Below are 20,967 nucleotides of genomic sequence, written 5' to 3'. Positions count from 1 at the left end.
TCACTGGATCATCATGTCCTTTGAAATAGCCTTTCCTTTATAAATACAAGACGGCCGCTTGTTTACGACGTGTACACATCTAACTATTCAGGTCGTCATCTTCCTCATTTCCTAAATACATAACCGTTTTTTCTCCATCAACCAATCGAATGATCTGCTTTCGTAATTTTGCAGGAAATAAAGGTAGTTCGTTTATATTTTTAATTTCGAGCCATTCATATTCCACTTGATTTTCGTCACTTGGCAGAATAGAACTATCTTGGTCCATCAAACCTATGTACTCGCATAAAAAAACAAAATCTACACGATGAAGAGCTTCACCGTATACACCTTCAATGACAAATTCCAGTGATAACGGTTCTACATCTATTCCGATTTCTTCCGCAACTTCACGCTTCACAGCATCCGTCAGGGTTTCACCTGCATTCTGGCTCCCACCAGGCAGAATGTAGATGACTTCATCATTATCATCCTGCTTCATTGCAAGCATTCTCCCGTCTTTAATGATCAATGCTTTTGCAGAATTTCTAATCTTTCTCTCCATTGCTAATCCCCCATATATTCTGTAAAGAATATTTTAACACATACATCTAAACAAATTCTGAACAATCAAATCAACTCACTCTTGGCGACCTCCATGAAAGCAGCCATAGACGGAGAGATCCATTTTTCCCGATGCCAGAGCATTTGCGCAGAAAAGGATACATCTGATAAATCCCACGGCAGTGCAACCACTTCCCCTTCTCTCAACTCTTTCTTCAAAGCCATTTCAGGCAATAAAGCGATCCCTAGACCAGCCACAACACATTGTTTAATGGCTTCTACACTATGAAACTCCAGCTCTGTCAGAGCATCCACACCTTTCTTTGTTATGGATTGGTCAAAATAAGTGCGATACGAACAGTTCTTTTCGGTCAGTAAAAAATGCTGTTTGTGGAAGTCATCGATGACCAACTCGGAACGCGATGCTAACATATGATCGGGAGAAACCACCATTTGAAAGGTCTCATCCTTTAAAAACTCTGACTGAAGGTCTTTGGAATTAATAGGCTCATCCAATACAAAAACGACATCGGCATGCCCTTCTCTCAGACTCGATTTAAGCTCTTGCCCAGACAAGGGGCGGAACAATAACCGCACACCAGGATATTCCGCTCGGAAGCGTTTGAACAAAGCTGGAAGAAGATATGCACACAGCACTTCGTCTGCTCCGATCACAACCGTTCCCGCCAATTCTCCGTGCTGACTGGATATGCACTTTGCTTCCTCTACGTCGTTTAATATCTTAGTGGCGTACGGCAGAAACTGTTGGCCAGCATCCGTTAACACGACCTTTTTGCCTAATCGATCCAGCAATTTCACCCCAAGCTCTTCTTCCAGCGATTTGATTTGCATGGTTATGGTAGACGGTACATAGCTCAATAATTCAGCAGTTTGACTAAAGCTGCAGGTCGATGCAAGTGTCCAAAAGGTTTTTAGCTGGCGTATTTCCATGAGTCAGGCACCTCCTAAGTTCAAAATAAATGAATGATATGTTCGATAACGTTTCGTTGAATTGATAATAGACGTATTGTAGAGTGAAATCAAGTTATTACTATTTTATAAGGAGAATCAATCTATGAACGATTATGAAACATATAACCTTGGAGATACATTACTTCAATCGGGACAACAGCTCCCTCAAGCCTTTATCGCTTACAAGACCTATGGAAACTTAAACGCGGCAAAGGACAATGTTATTGTTGTCCCAACATGGTTTGCTGGAATTCACACAGATAATGAATGGTTAATTGGAACGGACAAAGCACTGGACCCCAGTCGTTATTTTATCGTTGTGCCCAATATGTTGGGTAACGGATTATCATCCTCTCCAAGTAATACCCCTGCCCCATATGATAAGGACAACTTCCCTCTCATCTCCATGTATGACAATGTGCATGCCCAACATCAACTCATCACTCAAAAATTCGGTATCTCCAAAATTAAACTTGTTGTGGGTTGGTCGCTGGGAGCCATGCAGGTTTATCAATGGGGAACCAGTTATCCTGAGATGGTCGAGCGTATTGCTCCCTTTGGCGGAACGGCAAAGAGCAGACCCCATACACAGTTGGTATTCGAAGCAATGATCGCGGCGTTACAGGCAGATTCGAATTATAAAAATGGTAGATATGAGCGCCCTCCGGTTGCCGGTCTCGCAGCGATGGGAAGAGCTTATGCTCCATGGGGGTTCTCGCAGGCGTACTATTTGGAGAAATTGTACCAATCTGAGGGTTACGACTCCTTGAAATCTTATGTAGAAGATTACTGGGATCAAGTATTTCTTCCCTTCGATGCTAACGACTTGATTACCATGTTGCGTACAGGAATCTATGGAGACATTAGCGATAATCCCGTCGATGACGGCAACTTCGAACAGGCGTTAAGCAAGATCACTGCTTCTGCACTCGTTATGCCAGGATCAAGTGACTTGTTTTTCACGCCAGAAGACAGTTCGTATGATGCTCAGCATATGCCAAACGCGGTGTATCAACCTATAGAGTCCAAGTGGGGACACTGCTTTGGAATCGGAGCAAATGAAGAGGATTCACTCGTTATCGATCGTCATCTAAAGCAATTTTTGGAGACATAAGTAAAAAAAGAAGGAGCACAAAGTAAAAAAAGTGCACAAAGCTCATTTCTCTTTTCTCCACTACAACTCAAAAGTAAAAAAAGATACCGGTTCTCGTCAATAACCTTTATATCACGTTCCCCCTTTCTCGTTTAGAATATTTTCAAGTAAGCGTTATTGAAATATGATGACTGATAAGGGGGAAAAGAAATGAACAAGAAAACGAAAGCCTTAGTCTTGTCTGTGTGCATGTCAACCTTATTACTCGCAGCCTGTAGCAATGGAAGCGGTGCCGATAAAGGTTCAACGACGGACACGGATTCCAACGAGGCTGGAACGACAACCATTCACACCGTAACATCAGAATACACTTCAGCAAAATATCCAAAGGGCGACGATATCACCAACAATGTATGGATTAAGCGATACAAAGAGAAGTTTAATATCAATGTCAAAACAGACTGGGTCAGCGATGAGTACGATACAAAACTCAATTTGGCTATCGCATCGAACGATCTTCCTGACGTATTCAGAGTTAATCCATCACAACTGAGACAGTTAGTCGAAGCAGATATGGTCATGGACCTTTCCGAGGTCTTTGATCAACACGCTTCAGATCGTCTCAAAGGTTACATGGAAGCAGATGCGGACAGTTACGAATCTGGAAAGAAGGACGGTAAGCTGTACGGAATACCACAGATGCACTGGGGATTAATTGAACAACCAGACTTCATCTGGATCCGGAACGACTGGAAAGAAGAATTGGGTGTCCAAGATCCAAAATCTGTGGAAGACATCAAAAATATCGCACTAAAATTCATGGAAAAACACGGTGGTTATGGTATAGCGGTAGACCAATCGTTGGATTACCTCAACCTGCTGGCCATTGCATGGAATGCGCATCCAGATATGTGGATGGAGGATAGCACTGGAAAACTCGTGTACGGCTCCGTGCAGCCTGAGATGAAAAATGCGCTGGCTGAGTGGTCAGAATGGTACAAGCGAGGCATTATTGATCCGGAATTTGCAATCAAAGACTTTAATGCGATGAACGCTGATATTGTAGCCGGCAAAGTGGGAATGCAACCTTATTACCAATGGTGGGGTTATAATCCGGGTGTCGACACAGTATCCAATCTGGGTAAGGACGCTATCTTCTACCCTTATATCATCCCTACCGTTGATGGAAAAGAAGCCAAACAATCCATTTTCTTCGCCAACAACAATTATATCGTTATGAAAAAGGGATTTAAGAGCCCTGAAGAAGTGATCAAAATTTTGAACGACTATGCTTATATTGTGGATGAAGGCAATGGCAAGGAATCCACAGAAACGTTATCCGCCTTGCTGGACAACGATATTGCCCATGTTGTTGGAGCATTCCGTGTACTTAATCCGAATTCCGATTACGAGCAATTTGAGGCAGTCTCCGCTGCCCTTCAATCCAAGGATACCAGTGGACTCACAACTTCGGGTATGTGGCAAAAATATAACAACAGTGTGGAATTCATGGAGAATGCAACCCCAGGAGCAGTTGGTGATTATTTGCAACAAGGGGCTCCAAAGAATGCGTATGGTCTTGCCAAGAAAGTACTGGACAGCGAGAACTATACAAAGACGGCCTTATGGGGTGTTACGCCAGAAATACTTTCAAGCTACGGCACAACCTTGGATGATATCCTGACCGAAGGTTTCACCAAGATCATTATGGGTAGCGAAAGTATCGATTATTTCGATGTTATTGTCCAGAATTGGCGTGCAGCCGGGGGCGATAACGCAACCCAGGCAGTTAATGAAGCCTACGGGAAGAAATAATTTCGTTTGTCACAAAGAGGGGACGAGGGTTATCTCTCCCCTTTATTTGATAGCGATTACATTTGGCGTACACTGAACGGAGGAATATGTATGTTGAGAAAATGGAAACAGCAGAGTGCTTACCATCTCATGTTGATTCCAAGCCTGGTCTTGGTCTTCATCTTTTGTTACATCCCTTTCTACGGACTTATTATTGCGTTTCAGAAGTACAATCCGGGCCTCGGATTCAACTCGCCATGGGTAGGATGGGATAATTTTACCCACATATTTAATCAGCCAAACTTCGTAAGAACGATCTGGAATACATTGTACATGTCTGTCTTTAAGATTATCGGTGGTATAATCGTGCCCGTAATTTTCGCATTACTGCTTAACGAGGTACTACACAGTGGAATCAAACGTACATTCCAAACTCTTGTCTACATTCCGAACTTCCTCTCTTGGGTCATTATGGCCGGCATTATGCTAGATATCCTTAGCTCCGACGGCATTATCAATACATTTCTAAGTGTATTTGGGATTGCACCGATCTCCTTTCTTGGCACACCCTCTATTTTTCCTTGGACGATGATTGTGAGTGACATATGGAAAGGTTTCGGGTTTGGCACGGTTGTTTATTTGGCAGCCCTGACCAGTATTGATCCGGGACTTTACGAAGCCGCGGTGATCGACGGAGCGAAACGGTGGAAACAAACCATCTACATTACGTTGCCTCTCCTCATGCCAACCATTGTTTTAATGACCGTACTTTCACTTGGAAACGTACTCAATGCTGGCTTTGACCAAATCTATAATCTCTACTCCCCTGTTGTCTATCAGACCGGTGATATTATTGATACCTATGTCTACCGTTTAGGAATTCAACAAGCGCAGTATTCAATTGGTACCGCTGTCGGGTTATTTAAATCGATCATTTCCAGTGTTCTCGTTGCTGTATCATACATCCTGGCTTACAGAGTGGCTGGTTATCGTATCTTCTAAGAAGGAGGAACTCACATTATGATCTATGATAAAAGTATGAGCAGGCGTTTGTTTCTTATCATAAACTACACCATATTGCTTCTAATCTCTCTCCTATGTATCCTGCCGTTTATCAACCTGCTGGCTGTTTCATTCAGCAGCAGCGCGGCTGTATCTGCGGGGAGTGTTACGTTCTGGCCTGTGGAATTCACGACAAAAGCCTATGAGTTTGCATTAACTGGAGGATCATTTTTCTCCTCTCTCTGGGTAGCCATTCAACGAACCGTTATCGGAACGGTGGTGAATCTGGTTCTGATCGTACTGACGGCTTATCCCCTCTCCAAATCAAAACAAAAATTAATGGGGCGTAATATCTATATGGGATTTTTCATAATAACCATGTTATTCAGTGGAGGACTAATTCCAACTTATCTCGTGGTCGTCAAAATGGGACTAATCGATTCCATATGGTCTCTGATCCTGCCTGGGGCCCTTCCCGTATTCAGCATGATTATCCTCATGAATTTCATTCGGGGGCTGCCCGAGGAGATTGAAGAATCAGCAATTATCGATGGTGCTGGGCCTGTACAGGTATTGCTTCGTATTCTACTCCCACTTCTCAAGCCCGCTCTCGCTACGGTTGGTTTGTTCAGCATCGTTGCCCACTGGAATTCGTGGTTCGATGGCATTATCTATATGAACAATCCAGCCAATTATCCATTACAAAGTTACCTCCAGACCCTCCTGCAAAGTTTTGAGCAAATCATGCTGAAATCTGGGTCAGATTATACGCAGCTGTTGTCCATGATGAACGCCAGAACGGGGCGCGCCGCTCAGATGTTCCTGGGTGCCATTCCGATTTTGCTCGTGTATCCATTCTTACAAAAATATTTCACCAAAGGTTTGGTGCTAGGTAGCGTCAAAGGGTGAACAAAAGGGCTTGCAGTTCATACTGCGAGCCCTTTGTTTATATCTAAACTTATTTTTATGATCGCTGTACCGCATTATGAGATGCATAAATGAAAGCATGAATGACTATTTGGCTTCTATGATGGCAGGCAGCAGAATGGAGAAAATGGTACCTTCACCCATTTTACTCTCCACCTGTATTCCATAAGGTTTACCAAAATGAAGCTGAATCCGCCGCTGCACATTATGCAATCCAATCCCATTCGTTCCCATACTTGCACCGGGCTTCTCTTCCAATAGATTCTGCATCGTATGATGATCCATACCAACACCATTATCGCAGACCTCGATCACAACTTTATTCAGCTGTGATTGAATCCGAATGGTAATCATTCCGTCTTCCTCAAGCTCGGCCAGACCATGAAAAATCGCGTTCTCCACAATGGGCTGCAGGACCATTTTGGGCATCCGATAATCCAACACTCTATCCTCAATCTCGTATCTCATCTGAATACAATCGTAGTACCTGACATTCTGGATCGTTACGTAATTCGTTATATTATCAAGTTCCTCACGAATGGTTACGAGGGTCCCATCGGATTTTGTTGCATAGCGGAGCATCGAGATTAGTGCATCAGTCATTTCCACGATTTTATCAGCCTGCTGCATTGAGGCAATCCATTTCACCGACCCAAGGGTGTTATACAGAAAATGTGGCTTGATCTGGTCATGGAGCGCACGCATCTCGGCCTTGGCTTTCTCTATTTCTTCCTGCTGCATCCGTTCGACCAACCGCTTCAATTCATGCGACATTCTGTTGAATCGAATGGATAAATGTCCAATCTCGTCTTTTGATCCAATAGGTTCAACTTGTTCAAACTGACCTTTCTCGACTAGAGCAATATTCCGTAGCAGTTTTTTAATGGGAGTTGTGATCACGTGAGATAAAAAGATGGATATGACGGCAGCAAAAAGAACAATGACAATGGCAAGCGTCACCAGATTACGGCCCAATATTTTGCCATCAGCAGTCAGCTCATCCAACGGCATGTATAAGTACGTTGTCCATTTTTGCTGACTAAGGGGACTGGTCACCACGACATTTAGTGCTTCAGGCGGACGAACGTTGTCCCGGAACAGTGTCCCGATTAATCGTTCATTCACGTTATATACGATCTTGTCATCCTCATCAACGATCATGAATCTGGAGCGCAGCCCTTCCTGCAAGTTTCGATTGACGATTTCGATGAATTTGATATCAATGCTGACAACAATCACGCCAAGCAGTTTTCCACTAGTCACATCATGAATTTTGCGAGCGTGTGACACTGCCAGTATTTTATTCTCCAATTGCTCATCGATTCGTGTTGTGAGGGTAATGGTTCGATCCTTATCATGCATGAACTTTTTAAACCACAATTCGTTTGCTACTTTGAAGTTTGGATCAATGGGTTGATGTGGACTGACAAAAAGGTCTTGCCCCCCGTTCATATTGTAGAGGTAGATGGAGAATACGCGATCTTTCATCATGATATAATTCATCAGAATATTGTATGCGGCAATCTCATGTTGTTCATCACCCTCTCGCAGGAAATCCTGGATCGGAAAACTCCCTTCATGAGTCGCAGACAGATTGTCACTAAGCCCATTGCTGGCTAACAGCGTGATTTTCTCAATCTCCTTGAGGAACTCGTCAATGCGAATATTCGTCTGTTTGGCCAGATCGTTTAGCAACGTTGTATAGTTCTGTGCCAACAACCGTTCTGAAGAGTAATACGAATTGATTGTCATCACCAATACCGGAAGGATAATGACCGTCATACAGATCACCATAATTTTGTACTTGATTCGGAAGGGCCGAACATGCTTCATATGCTGCACCTCTATTCACCGATTACATTCATCCCTGCTGTAATTCTCGATATTCCTCAGGAGTGACACCTACCGATTTTTTGAAAATCTTACTGAAGTACGTGTAATTATGGTAGCCCACCTTTTCTGCGATTTCATACACTCTCATTCCTCTGCTCAATAGATACGCCTTGGCATGTTCAATTCGAACTCGGGTCAAGTACGTAATAAAGTTCTCTCCTCGTTCCTGTTTGAACACGCGGCTGAGATACGACGGATTCACACTAATTTGGCTAGCGATACTTTGCAGTGAGATATCTTCCGCATAATACTTGTCGATCAATTCAGTGGCGAGATCGGTGTAAGTGCTTTCCTGTTTGATTTGGGAATCGGTTTGGAAGTAATACGCAATATGAGCAAGCATATCTTGGTGGATATCCTCCCAATACTCCCCCTTTAGAACGATTTCATAGGGTGATTTTTCTGTTAAAGAAGGTGCACCTCTTTCCGTAGCTCGGGATAGATGGGAATGTATCGTTTCCATTACCATGATATATTGCTTGCGAATGCTATTCTCATCCGCTCGTAGCTGTTCCAGATTGGATCGGATTCCTTCAAGGAACTCTTCCGCCTTTTGGTTGTCTTTGCTTACCCACAACTTCAACAAATCTCGTTCTTGTTGCGGGCTTAAAGCCCCCTTAACTTCGTGTCGATCTGGGGATTGAACCATATCATCGTAATACAACACCTGGTTGCTTCCTGTGAAGAAACCCTGTTGTAGAGCCGTTTCTGCCTCTTGGCAGGCCTTCCTGATGTGAAGGAAACCGGAAGTCATTCTACTTACCCCAGCCGTGAGCGATAGATTCATAAAATCCTTGATCGAAGACAGCAATTTATTACATAGTTTATTCAAGTCGGCGTGTACAGATTGGCTCTCAGGAAGTACATTGACGATCACCCAATATTCAGAGGAACTTTCAACAAAAATCTCTTTCTCCCACTTCGATGGAATGATCTCTTCCATAATATTAAGAATCGAAAATCGTAGCAGCTTTTCCCCCTTCTCTACATATTTCCGCTTTGCATCCTCGTAATAGTTCACGATGAACTTCATGACAACCAACTGGTCCGAACGTATACGAAAATGCAGTTCTTCCGCTTTAGTGACCATATCTTCCTCACTAATGAATCCGCTTACAATATCTTGGAAGAAACTATCCTTTAGATATCTTAGGCTCTTGGAATAGTCGTGTATTATAGAGGGTGTGTTGGTTGGGTGAACATGTTCACTTTGCAGTTTCTGTCCAACAGTGCTCAGGAGGTCAATAAGGGAGGATTCGGTGATCTCACTTTTAATCAAGTAATCTGAAGCGCCAAGTTTTAGCGCCTCTTTCACATAATGAAATTCGTCAAAATTACTCAGGATGACATACTTACAGGTTTTCAGTACGCAGGATGCCTCTTGTATAAGCTGTAGCCCATCCATAATCGGCATCTTGATATCTGTAATAATTAGATCAGGCCTCACTTCAAGCGCAAGGCTTAATGCCTCTTTTCCATTTCCCGCCTCACCAACAACATAGAAATTATACTCTTCCCAATTCAGCATGGAACGAATTCCAACCCGCATGAGCAATTCATCATCTACGATCATCAATTTATACATGCGTATCCCCCAACATGAACCATTTTTAGATATTTTACCATTAAACGGACTCTTGCAAAGATGTCTAGCGAACCTTATTAAATTGCGGGTATCATAAATAACACTTTTACAGAACATACGTTCCTGTTATAATCAGATTATCGTATTTGGTGTAACATAACATGCCCGCCTGGAAAGGATACATATCATGAATTTATACAAGTTTGAATTAACGGTGAACGGATATCTATTACGTGTTCATTTCAGTGCATCTGAAGAAAGTGGATTGAAATGGTGCAAACGAGTTGCTTCTGAATTCCAGAATAACGTTGCCAATCTTGAGATCAAGGTTGATATACATAAAAAGCAGAAACAAAAGCATGCACGGCAATATCACGGAAAGCCATATTTGTATGATAGGACACTAAGGAAAAAGCCACTTGCGAAGAAAAATAAAACGGCTGAGTCATCTGCTGTTATGTAAAGGGAAATTAACATTGCCGCTTAACGAGTCTTCTCAATAGATAGACAAAAAGACTAAAGAACGGCTAATTGATGATAACATCAGTAACGTTCTTTAGTCTTTTATGAAGTACTATCGACACCTTGAGTAGGGCTGATATTCGTTTTTACGCCCCGGCGTCTCCAATCATTTGTCGTTCAATTTGTTTCATTTCATAAAAATAGCCTTTTTGCTCCATCAGCTCGGAGAAAGAACCTGATTCTACAATCTTGCCTTGGTCCATGACCACAATCCGATCCATCTCTTCCAATCCCGTCAGCCGATGGCAGATCAGGAGAAGTGTATCTTCGGCAGCTTGTGCCAGAAGATGCTGCAACACACGTTGCTCTGTGACGTAATCTAGTGAAGAAGTTGGTTCGTCCAGAAGCCATAACCGTCCTTTGCGTAGCATGGCCCGTGCGAGAGCCAGCCGCTGCTTCTCACCATCCGACAGGTTCTCCCCTTTTTCATACACCATGTCGGTCAACAACTTATTCGGCAGTTGCACTTTATCCAGCACAGCCGACAGTTGTTTATCTGAATGTCCTTCTCCATTCAGCAACAGGTTGTCCCGGATGGTTCCCCGGAAGAAGTGGCTTTGCTGCAACACGACATTCGTCCCTTGCCAAATGCTCTCTTCATTCAGTTCCTTCACCGAAACATCGTTTAATCGTATATCGCCAGACGTTGGTGCGCGCAGCTTGAGTAACAAATCCATAATCGTTGACTTGCCTGACCCGCTCGGCCCGACAATCGCTGTTTTGGAGCCTGCTGCAAGTTGCAGGGATAGCTCCCTCAGCGCCGGTCTCCATTCCCCTTCATATTGGAAGTTAACACCGGATAGGTCAATCGAAACCGCCTGATCGGCTGAAACTTCACCGCTTGGCTGTACAGGTTGTACATCGGAGGTTGGCACCGTTTCCGCCAGTCGCTGAGCGGCGTGTTCGCTGTCCTGCTTATATAGAGGCAATATAGCCATTGCGGCAGCTTCTTCGAACACGGTCTGCGTGGCCAGGATCAACATGGCGAGGAATACACCTGCAAATGCTCCATCCACAATTAAAAAGGCGCTCAGTGCCAGTACTCCCCATGTAACAAGATACGTCACAAAAACGTGCATGGATTGCCCGCGCAGCAAGTGCGAAGCGGCTTGTTTCTGTTCCGTTGCCAATGCAGCGGAAGCCTGCTGAAGCTGTTGCTCACGCTGTTCCAATTGGCCGTATACTTTCAAATCCCTGAAACCATACAACACTTCGGTTACTTCCGTGGACAACAAGGCCCGTTGCTGGCGGACACGTCCGTATATTTTTCGCTGACCTAACAAGACAATACCTGGTACAACAAATGCTGTAATCAGCATACCTAGTACTAACAAACACGCAATCCAGATCGAAAAGGCCGAAGTGAACAGCATGGTAGCCAAAAACACCATAACGACCATGATGGGTGGATACGCGACCCGCAAAAAGTAATTTTGCAAACTTTCCACATCACCCACGATCCGCGCAAGCAGATCCCCGCTTCGGTTTTTGTTCAATATACCTGGCGTTACCGGGATCAGTTTGGCAAAAAAGGACGTCCGCAAACGGCTCAGCATGGAGAATGTTGCCCTGTGCGAATACAAGCGTTCCCCGTAGCGACTTGCGGCTCGAAGGAAACCGAGCAGTTTGACCATGGAAGTGAGTACAATTAAGGTGTACAACGGTGGTGCAAATACTGTTTGAGATATCATATAACCACTCGCGGAAAAGAGAGCTACCCCTGCTATGCCGGCGATAAATCCGCCCAATATCGAAAGCAAGATATCCTTGCGCTCCTGAATCATCGCTTTTGACAGAATCGTCAGCTCATTCATGCTAACCCTCCTTTCCGTTGTACATCCACCATCTCCGCGTATTGAGGCAGGCGTGCCAGAAGCGCTTCATGATGTCCTGAATCCACCAATACCCCATTATCCATAAACAAAATGTTGTCCGCATGTTGAATCGTATATAAACGGTGAGCCACCGTAATCATCGTTGCCGTTTTGGCTAATGACGCAATGGATTGTTGCAATACCCGCTCGGTGTGTAGATCCAGACCAACGGTGGGTTCGTCGAACAAAATAACAGCTGGTCGCTTCAGAAAAGCACGTGCCAAAGCAAGTCTTTGCTTTTCCCCACCAGACAGCCCCCGGCCACCTTCACCAACAAACGTATCCAAGCCCTGCTCCAATTGTGCAACAACGCCAGCAAGTCCTGCTTCATCTGCCGCCTGCTCAATTTCAGCTCTGGAGACGTTCCGACCCGCTCCAATCGCGATATTTTCGGCAAATGTACCTGCAAAAATATACGGATGCTGTGTAATGTAGCTAACACGTTCAAACCAAGCAGCCTCATCATGTTGCGAAAGCTGGCTTCCGTTAACCAGGACTGCTCCCGAATCTGGTTTCAGTAAACCGGCAATGAGATGAAGCAGCGTGGTTTTACCTGAGCCACTTTTGCCTACAATAGCGATCTGTTCTCCCGGTCCAATCAAGATCTGTCCTGTCTCAAGTCCAAAGGAATCAGGTGTGTACTGGAATCGGACATCATTCAGTTCAATGGTTGGTGGCATTGATATCAACTCGGCGCCAGTTGTACGGAGCTCTTCCGTCTTTGCAATTGTATCGACATTGGTTAATTCGCTTTGATCCGATCCTTCTTCCCGCTCCGTTTGTGTGCTCTTGATACTTGTTTCCTCAAGCATTTGTTCCACCTTACGAATGGCCCCCATACTGGTTCGCCCGCTGTGAAAAGCCGTTCCCGTATTCTTCAACAGACTGTAAAACTCGGGCACGAGCAACAACACGAGAAAGGCCGTGTGGAAGCTCATCGATTTGAAAACCAGTAATTGAATAGCCAGTTCAAGCGCGACGATACCAATGCTTAACATCACAATGGATTCCAGCATAAACGTATTTGTAAATGCAATTTTCAAAATGCCCATGGTGGCATCACGATACCCCAGACTGCTGCGTTCAATTTCCTGTTGCTGACGTTTAGCCCGTCCGAATATTTTCAACGTAACCAGCCCTTGAAGCGAATCCAGAAATGTACCGGAAAACTCAGCCAGTTGCGCGTATTTTTCTTCTGATTTGTTCTTTGTCTTGAGCCCAACCAAGATCATGAACAGCGGGATAAACGGTGCCGTAAACAACATAATCCAGCCTGTGTTGGCGTGCTGCGTAAACGTAACAACCAGAATCAGAATCGGGATCATCGCAGCTTCCATCATACGCGGCATATATTGACTGAAATAACTGTCGGCTTCATCCACAGCATCCAAAGCAACGCTGACCTTTCCTCCCGTCTGTCCACGAAGGGTTGAAGGCATGGAAGCGCGGGTCAGGTTCTGCAACACAGATGCTCGCATATTCGTCTTGGCGCGTGCTGCCATATGCAAGCCCACTTTCCCATTGCCATACGACAACAGTGAGCGTACAGCCATAACAACCAGTAATAGGACAAGCAACAGCATCACTGATGAGAAGGAAGCTTTCTCTACAAAGATTCGCTGGACTGCTTCAGCCACCAAAGTGGCCTGGCTTATAATAGCTACACCAAGGGCCAGCGAAATGATCGCAAGGAGAAGTCTGTTTTTTCGTTGTAAAGACATTTGCTGTGAGATCAGATTGGATTTGCCTCTCCTTTTCATTGAACGCTCCTCCTTTATTTTTTCCCTTTCACATAATCCGCATCAAACAGGAACAGTTTGAAGACCAGGATTAGAGAAGGAATTAACAGGCATAGACCACCGATAAACACAACGACGAGTGCAAAGCCCATTGCAGGTGATGTGGCGCTGCTCTGAATGGTGATGTATGGATCAAGAATGTAAGGATATTGCCCAATCCCGTAAGCGAAAAAGGCTGTGAGAAATTGCAGCATGATGCATATAAAAGCTAATCCGTAACGCCGTCCGTTATATAACAGCCACATGGCAATCATGAAAAACGCAACGGAAAGCGCCAGCAGCCACCATAAATCCATCATGTTTTGAAAATGACGCTCATTGTGTTGACCCAAATATATAAATGCAGTCAGCGCGAGAATAATGGTCGGTGTGCTCCAGAACAAAGCATAGTTCCGCATGAGCTTCAATGCCGAATGATCCTCTGCCCGAGAAGCGTAAAATGTGAGAAATGAACCGCTAATGAACAATACGGACACGATGGCTAGTCCAACGATGCTCCACGATAATGGATTCGTAAACAGCGCCCAGTAATCCAGGGAAACGGTATCCCCCTGCTTCAAAATAAAGCCACCTTCAGAGAGGGTCAGTGCCACTGACAATGACGCTGGAATAAGCAACCCGGTAGCTCCGTATAAAAACAGATATACGATGTTATTTTTGGAACCATAATTCTCAAAGGCGTAGAACGACCCACGAATAGCAAGTAAAATGACGGCTATACTTCCCGGAACAAGCAGCGCAGAGCCATAATAGTAAGCGGTATCCGGGAAAAACCCGACGATACCAATATAGAAAAAGACGAAAAATACATTGGTGATCTCCCAAACCGGTGATAGATAACGGGAGATCAGACGATTAATTAGGTGATCCTGCTTTGTCAGGCGTGCATAAAAGGCAAAGAAACCTGCTCCAAAATCAATGGAAGCTACAATAAGATAGCCGTACAAGAACAGCCAGAGTACGGATATACCAATCAATTCATAACTCATCAGGCCTGCTCCCCTATCTTGGCTGATTGATCATGCTTCTCTTTCAACCATTTCTCCATCTCGAGTTCAGCAGGATTGTTATTGAACAACCGTCTCAGTACGACGACACACATAACGCCTAGCAGGATGTAGAGAAGCAAGAAGACGAAAAATAAAATTCTCACACTCGGTGAAGAAGTAGCGGCCTCTTCTACCCGCATATAACCTCGGATGATCCATGGCTGCCGCCCGATCTCTGCATAGAACCAACCCATCTCAACGGCCAGAAAAGCAAGCGGTGCACTGAGTGCAACCATACGAAGCATCCACTTGTTAAACTGATTACGTTTCTTCCAGAATACAAACAGGAAGTACAGACTTGATATAGCAAGCAGAGCGAATCCAATGCCAGCCATTAGATCAAACAAATAATGCACAAGTAAGGGCGGATGTTCATCTGGTGGAAATTCGTTCAGCCCGGTTACCTCGGCGTTAAAATCTCCAAAGGCAAGGAAACTGAGCACCTTCGGCAAATGAAGTGCGCCTATAATTTCATGTTCAGCATTCAGCCATCCTAATAAAATCAAATCCGCGCCGCTTTCCGTCTCGAAATGCCACTCGGCAGCTGCGAGCTTCTCCGGCTGATGCTCAGCCAAAAACTTGGCAGACACATCTCCAGCTAAAGAATTTAATAAACTGAATACCAGCACAACGGCCATCATTAGATTCAAGCCTTTTTTGTGGTAGGCTGACACTCCTTTTCTCAGCATCGCAAAGGCTGCTATTCCTGCTAACAGAGCAGCTCCTGTCAGATAAGCCGAGCTTAATACATGGAACACTTTGGAGAACGTCGCTGTATTCAGCATCGCTTGCACGGGGTTCACTGCCATGAATTGACCTGCTTCCATGACAAAACCTTCAGGCTGGTTCATGAAGCCGTTCACTGTTGTAATAAAAACAGCAGACATGCCTGCCCCGGCGACAATCGGAATAGTCAGCAACCAGTGGATATACGGATTTTTGAACCGATCCCACGTGTACAGATAAATGCCCAGGAATATTGCTTCAAAAAAGAATGCAAATACTTCCATAAATAGTGGCAGTGCAATGACATTCCCCGCCAGTTTCATAAAATTCGGCCATACCAAGGCCAACTGTAGTGAGATCGCTGTGCCTGTCACGACACCAACCGCGACAGAAATGACAAACCCTCTGGACCACCTCTTTGCCATAAGTATGTAATGGTGATCCTTCTTCCGAATGCCGATGAACTCTGCAATAGCAATCATCAAAGGTACGCCGACACCAAGCGTTGCAAAAATCACGTGGAACCCGAGCGTCAAACCAGTCACTAGCCTGCTCCATAAAACCGTATCAATAGCCATTCTTTGTGTTGCCTCCTTTCAAACTCTGTTCAATTTAGAAACATTCAATATCAGATTTGGCCAAGCTCAATGCAGAGTTGCGAAAAATTTCACAAAGTTAGGTATGACGATATCTTGCCACACCTATAATGCGTTTACTCCTGTAGGCCCCCGATAATAACAATCATTGGATGCCTATTAAAATCTGATATTGATGCACTTAATGTACTAACCAAGCCTATTAATCAAAATTATTATATCTTTATTTTTACCTAATTCAATCAAAGACACGGCTTCTACCCTAAACGTTCAAGAAAGGATCAACTCTTTCTGACAACTTGGTGAAAAACCAAAAATACACCCAATGGAGCTATTGATTCATTGGGTGTAAACGTGTTATTGCACGGCAGATTCTCTATTTTACTTGCTTACTTGCTCCGGACTCACCAAACCTGCCTCGCGACGTATGCTCATGATGATCAGTGATGCAGCTAATACCGTAAGGATGATTCCAAGCATCTGAAATCCTGTCACATTGAATGTATCCCCCATAACAATTCCAATCAATAACGACGATAAAATGGTCCCCAGATAGCGTGATGTATTAAAAATACCCGATGCGACTCCAATCATTTCTTTCGGTGTGCTTTTAAACAGTGCTGCTTGCATACCGACCGCGTTTAGGCCGTTACTTATGCCAAATAAAGCTAAGGCAACAATGATTATGAAGATTGGAGAAGTTTCATTCATAACAACGATCAATATAGATCCAAATGTCATTAAAGAAGCGGATACGATCAGAGCTGGCCGTGATCCCGATCTGTCAATCCAGCGTCCTGCGATCGGAGCAATAATGACTGAACATAACCCCAAAGCTAGCATGCTCATTCCTGTATGAACTTCGTTGAGATGACGTACCTGCTTCAAATACGTAGGAACTCCAAAAAAAAGTGCGTAAAACAGGATGTTCACCAGCATGTATTGCACATTCACCCAAGTCATCTCCGGATATGAGGCAAACGTTCGCAGAGGGATAAAAGGCGTGGCTGCTTTTAATTCATGTCGGATGAACATGACGAGTGCAATTAACCCGATCCCCCCTGTCAGCAGATGCCATGTTGAAATATCTCCTGTGGAATTTACTGAAAGTAAACCGATGAGTAGAGTCACCAAAGCTACCGTAAACATCAGGATACCTGGTGCGTCAATTAACGCAAGCCATTGCCGAATGGACATGTGACCAGAGATAGACGGAGATTGCTCGTCCTTCGGGATGGTTTTCCAGGCGAACCAAAAGCTTGCCATGACAAACGGAATATTAACGAAGAATATGCTTTGCCAGTCCCACCAATGAATCAATACTCCACCAATAAAAGGTCCAATTGCAGCCGCTCCAGAAAGGAATATAGCCAAGGTGGACAAGGCGGAGGCTTGTTTTTCAGTCACGTTCATTCTGACAATCGCCATTCCTACGGCCACCATCATGCTTGTGCCAATTGATTGAACAATCCGGAATACGATGAGCCACGAAAAACTGGGAGACCACGGAGCTAGCATGGACGATACAAAAACAATAACAAGACCCATGAGGAAAATCTTCCTGCGGCCAAACAAATCACTACACTTGCCCATGACGGGTTGAGCGACAGCACTGGCAATGTAAAATGATAAAATAATCCACGAAACGGCTGTAAAATTAAGTTGATACACTTGTTGTAACCTGGAGATTGCCACCGATATCATGGAGGAATTCAACGGATTCAACATAATTCCGAGTCCAACAGCTAACATCAATCCTTTATTTCGAACGTTCATTGGTGCACCTCTCTCTCTTCTGCTGTTATCTTACTTGAACGTATTCATTTATTCCAACGCATTATATGTTATGATTTGATGAACTAGAAGGAATGAAGGAATGGTGCAAATGGAACTTCTTCAACTAAAATATTTCCTGACAGTGGCCCGATGCGAACATGTTACGGAAGCTGCGGGAAAGCTGCATGTCACGCAATCCTCCCTGAGCAAAACGATACAACGATTAGAGGACGACTTGGGAGTCCCTTTATTTGATCGAATCGGGAGAAAGCTGAGACTAAACGACTTTGGAAGAACATTTCTTCAGCGATCTGAAAAAGCCTTATTCGAATTGGAACAAGGAAAGCGGGAAATCGCTGACCTCTCCAACCCGGATCAAGGTACACTGCAATTGGCCGTGACTACGGCAAGCACATTGCCAGGTATACTGCGGGAATTCCGGAAAAACAAGCCGGATATTCAGTTCCATGTGCAAATGGTTTCGTTAGAAAACATGTCCAGACTTCTACATCGGGGCGAGGTGGACTTTTGTCTCTCCTCCCCTCCGATTGAAGGTGACGATATCGAATGTCAGATACTATATGACGATCCGATTGTAGTCGCTGTTCCTATGGGTCATCGATATGCAGACCGAAGCAGCATTCAATTAACCGAGCTTAAGGACGAGTGGTTTGTTGGGGTGAAGCAAGGGTATGGGGTTCGTGATATGGTAGATTCCGTATGTCAATCCGCTGGTTTCCTACCGAAGTATGTATATGAAGGGGATGAGCCTGCAAGATTAACAGCCCTTGTGGAGGCGGAGATCGGTCTCGCTTTTATACCTAGCACAGCCAGAAACCCGCACGAGCGCATTAGATATCTTCAGGTAGAGGAGCACCAACTCGTTCGGGAAATCGCTCTACTTTCGCACAAAAACAGATATATTTCAAAAGCCGCTTTAGAGTTTCGCAGCGTGGTTATGGACTATTTCAGCGCTATGCCATGAGCATAAATTCAATCCAGAAAACCGTCATCCCTCCCAACACCGCCATGATAAAGGGAAAATGGATATGAGTGAATGTACACTGGATTGGTTTCATGATCTGGTAGATCGACACCAGGAGTTAGCGCGTACAGATGCGGTTTATATATTTGGAGTATACGAAAATAATGAATGGACCGATCATTTGGTGTATTACAAAAATTCTAATTAATCTAATCTCACCGATAATTAAAAAAGCGAACAAAGCACTTGTGTGCCCTGTTCGCTCTTCTTGGTTAAGCCATATGGCTGTCTTCGCCTTACTCGCCCAAGCTGTTCCAGAATGATTGGAACGCGCCTTTCTCCACTTCCAGGAATACTGGAACATTACCGTAACGAACCAGACCTTCACCAAACAGAACCAGTGGGACCTGCGTTTTGTCTTCCAGCGTGAGATAGATGATCTTGCGATCTTCCTTGCCGTAGAGGTTCTCTTCCAACTCCGGGCTCGTTGCGATCGGTTTGGCAGCATTTAGCGATGAGATAAAGCTATCCAGCGATCCGTCCGTTGCTGCTAACGGTTGAAGCTGCTGCAATCCATTATTCCAGCTGTCGAACGTCTCCCATTGCGCCGAGGCGATGTTGCCTTCGAGATGAAGCTTGCCGATCAGGTCGGCACCAGTACCGATGGTGATCCCGTTGTTCTTGTCGAATAGCTGAGCATACACCTGACCATCGATCTCGGTGTAAGACATGATGCGGAAATCCTTGTCGTAGCCATTAACAGCATAGATGTCTGCTTCGCCAATGTTGGAAGCAAGCTCCGTATATTTATCCTGGCCGCTCAGCTCATTGATGCCACCAGTTGTAGTACCAAGCTTTTCACCCCGCAGGTTGAGTGCATTTGCGCCTTCAAGCAAAGTTGGGGATTGTGTATATACGTTTCCTCCATATACAACCAGTTGCATCATATCAGCCATCGCGCCTTTGCCCTGTGAACTCGGCAACTCCATCTTCGGAATCACGATCGGGTCAACCGACGCGCCTGGAGTCACCGCTGCCACCTGTGGTGTTGGTGCGGCTGGCCCATTGAATTGTTGCCATACACTTGGCGCAGCCAATCCAATGCTGGCAGCGATAACAACACTTGCTGCAATGTATAGTGGTTTACGTTGACGTTTTGGTCCCTGATGTTGCGTGTTTAAGGATTGCTCTACCCGTTTTTTCATTTGTTCGTTTGTTTTCATATGATCCACCGCTTTCTTGTAGTTTTGTTTGAATTGTTCTTCGTTCATTACAGTTCCTCTCCTTCCAGCTCCAGTTTTAACAGCTGTCTTCCTCGTTTCAATCTCATTTTCACTGCTGATTCGCTAATCTCCAGGATCTCGCTGATTTCTCGGATCGGATAATCTTCGTAATAATACAGATGAACCACCGATCTATACTTGACGGGCAATGACAGCACAAGTTCGATCAGCGCGTGATCTTCAGGGTTATCTGTTGTAAGAGGATCGACTCCCTCCAGCTTGACCTCCCGTTTGCGCCAGCCTCTGCCTAATAAGGATTTGCAATGATTGGTGATGACCCGAATCAACCATGCTTTTTGATGCTCCGCATCGTTGAACGTAGGGGCTTTTTCTATTAGTTTGATGAAGGTATCCTGAGTGGCTTCCTCCGCGTCTTCTCGTCTGCCGAGGTGCACCATGGCAATCCGGAACAGCGTATCCGCGTATGTCTCATAGACTTTCATCACATGATCGCCCAGCTGGGGCACTGATCGCTGCATGGTTGTTATGCCCTCCTTTATACCTCTAACACTCTTACGGACGGCATTTGGTCACATTTTGTTTTAGGA

At 44.7% G+C, this 20,967-nt stretch carries 17 protein-coding genes; 6 read left to right on the top strand and 11 right to left on the bottom strand.

Going from position 1 to position 20,967, the window contains the following annotated elements; translation table 11 throughout:
• Window positions 1-79: 79 nt before the first annotated feature.
• Window positions 80-544 (bottom strand): NUDIX domain-containing protein, encoded by a 465-nt coding sequence (locus J2Z28_RS16625; protein ID WP_076253082.1) that lies wholly within the window; start codon window positions 542-544, stop codon window positions 80-82.
• A 65-nt stretch (window positions 545-609) separates the two neighbouring features.
• Entirely contained in the window at window positions 610-1,494 is an 885-nt protein-coding gene (locus J2Z28_RS16620; protein WP_211083333.1) for a LysR family transcriptional regulator, read from the bottom strand.
• A 124-nt stretch (window positions 1,495-1,618) separates the two neighbouring features.
• On the opposite strand from J2Z28_RS16620, the gene J2Z28_RS16615 reads away from it, so the two are divergent.
• The 4 genes from J2Z28_RS16615 to J2Z28_RS16600 all read left to right on the top strand — a co-directional run bounded on the left by J2Z28_RS16615 (window position 1,619) and on the right by J2Z28_RS16600 (window position 6,313).
• Window positions 1,619-2,629, top strand: a complete 1,011-nt coding sequence (locus tag J2Z28_RS16615; RefSeq protein WP_211083332.1) for an alpha/beta fold hydrolase — start codon at window positions 1,619-1,621, stop codon at window positions 2,627-2,629.
• A gap of 189 nt (window positions 2,630-2,818) precedes the next feature.
• Window positions 2,819-4,423, top strand: a complete 1,605-nt coding sequence (locus J2Z28_RS16610) for a type 2 periplasmic-binding domain-containing protein (RefSeq protein ID WP_211083331.1) — start codon at window positions 2,819-2,821, stop codon at window positions 4,421-4,423.
• 90 nt (window positions 4,424-4,513) lie between these two features.
• A complete protein-coding gene (locus tag J2Z28_RS16605; protein ID WP_211083330.1) occupies window positions 4,514-5,404 on the top strand; it encodes an ABC transporter permease in 891 nt (296 codons plus the stop codon).
• A gap of 18 nt (window positions 5,405-5,422) precedes the next feature.
• Window positions 5,423-6,313 carry a carbohydrate ABC transporter permease gene (locus J2Z28_RS16600; protein WP_211083329.1) on the top strand — a complete coding sequence of 297 codons (891 nt, stop codon included), beginning with the start codon at window positions 5,423-5,425 and terminating at the stop codon, window positions 6,311-6,313.
• 105 nt (window positions 6,314-6,418) lie between these two features.
• Here J2Z28_RS16600 and J2Z28_RS16595 read toward each other — a convergent pair whose 3' ends face one another.
• Complete coding sequence (locus tag J2Z28_RS16595; protein ID WP_211083328.1) at window positions 6,419-8,164, bottom strand: cache domain-containing sensor histidine kinase; 1,746 nt, start codon at window positions 8,162-8,164, stop codon at window positions 6,419-6,421.
• Between the two features lie 28 nt (window positions 8,165-8,192).
• Window positions 8,193-9,809 carry a helix-turn-helix domain-containing protein gene (locus J2Z28_RS16590; RefSeq protein WP_211083327.1) on the bottom strand — a complete coding sequence of 539 codons (1,617 nt, stop codon included), beginning with the start codon at window positions 9,807-9,809 and terminating at the stop codon, window positions 8,193-8,195.
• 187 nt (window positions 9,810-9,996) lie between these two features.
• Here J2Z28_RS16590 and J2Z28_RS16585 point away from each other — a divergent pair, with 187 nt between their 5' ends.
• The gene (locus tag J2Z28_RS16585) at window positions 9,997-10,272 is read left to right on the top strand and encodes a hypothetical protein (protein WP_211083326.1); all 276 of its coding nucleotides are present in this window, start codon (window positions 9,997-9,999) and stop codon (window positions 10,270-10,272) included.
• A gap of 145 nt (window positions 10,273-10,417) precedes the next feature.
• Here the strand turns inward: J2Z28_RS16585 and cydC are convergent, their stop codons facing one another.
• The 5 genes from cydC to J2Z28_RS16560 form a co-directional block, all read right to left on the bottom strand.
• The gene (gene cydC / locus J2Z28_RS16580) at window positions 10,418-12,145 is read right to left on the bottom strand and encodes a thiol reductant ABC exporter subunit CydC (RefSeq protein WP_211083325.1); all 1,728 of its coding nucleotides are present in this window, start codon (window positions 12,143-12,145) and stop codon (window positions 10,418-10,420) included.
• Complete coding sequence (gene cydD, locus J2Z28_RS16575) at window positions 12,142-13,965, bottom strand: thiol reductant ABC exporter subunit CydD (protein ID WP_211083324.1); 1,824 nt, start codon at window positions 13,963-13,965, stop codon at window positions 12,142-12,144. Before cydD ends, cydC begins: the two co-directional genes overlap by 4 nt.
• A gap of 14 nt (window positions 13,966-13,979) precedes the next feature.
• Window positions 13,980-14,993, bottom strand: coding sequence for a cytochrome d ubiquinol oxidase subunit II (locus J2Z28_RS16570; protein WP_017688421.1), 1,014 nt, complete (start codon window positions 14,991-14,993; stop codon window positions 13,980-13,982).
• Window positions 14,993-16,357: a cytochrome ubiquinol oxidase subunit I gene (locus tag J2Z28_RS16565; protein ID WP_211083323.1), complete on the bottom strand. Its 1,365-nt coding sequence runs from the start codon at window positions 16,355-16,357 to the stop codon at window positions 14,993-14,995. The genes J2Z28_RS16570 and J2Z28_RS16565 overlap by 1 nt, the downstream gene beginning before the upstream one ends.
• Before the next feature lie 399 nt (window positions 16,358-16,756).
• Complete coding sequence (locus J2Z28_RS16560; protein ID WP_211083322.1) at window positions 16,757-18,151, bottom strand: MFS transporter; 1,395 nt, start codon at window positions 18,149-18,151, stop codon at window positions 16,757-16,759.
• Window positions 18,152-18,260: 109 nt separating this feature from the next.
• Between J2Z28_RS16560 and J2Z28_RS16555 the strand changes: the two genes are divergently transcribed.
• Window positions 18,261-19,136, top strand: coding sequence for a LysR family transcriptional regulator (locus J2Z28_RS16555; protein WP_211083435.1), 876 nt, complete (start codon window positions 18,261-18,263; stop codon window positions 19,134-19,136).
• A 296-nt stretch (window positions 19,137-19,432) separates the two neighbouring features.
• Here J2Z28_RS16555 and J2Z28_RS16550 read toward each other — a convergent pair whose 3' ends face one another.
• On the bottom strand, window positions 19,433-20,407 hold the full coding sequence (locus J2Z28_RS16550) for a hypothetical protein (RefSeq protein WP_211083321.1): 975 nt from the start codon (window positions 20,405-20,407) through the stop codon (window positions 19,433-19,435).
• Window positions 20,407-20,898, bottom strand: coding sequence for an RNA polymerase sigma factor (locus tag J2Z28_RS16545; protein ID WP_036615805.1), 492 nt, complete (start codon window positions 20,896-20,898; stop codon window positions 20,407-20,409). Before J2Z28_RS16545 ends, J2Z28_RS16550 begins: the two co-directional genes overlap by 1 nt.
• Window positions 20,899-20,967 lie beyond the last annotated feature (69 nt).

Source organism: Paenibacillus xylanexedens (assembly GCF_017874615.1).
Classification (GTDB): Bacteria; Bacillota; Bacilli; order Paenibacillales; family Paenibacillaceae; genus Paenibacillus; species Paenibacillus xylanexedens.
The sequence above is the reverse complement of the archived record's forward strand: the minus strand, read 5'-3'. Positions and strand labels throughout refer to the sequence as shown.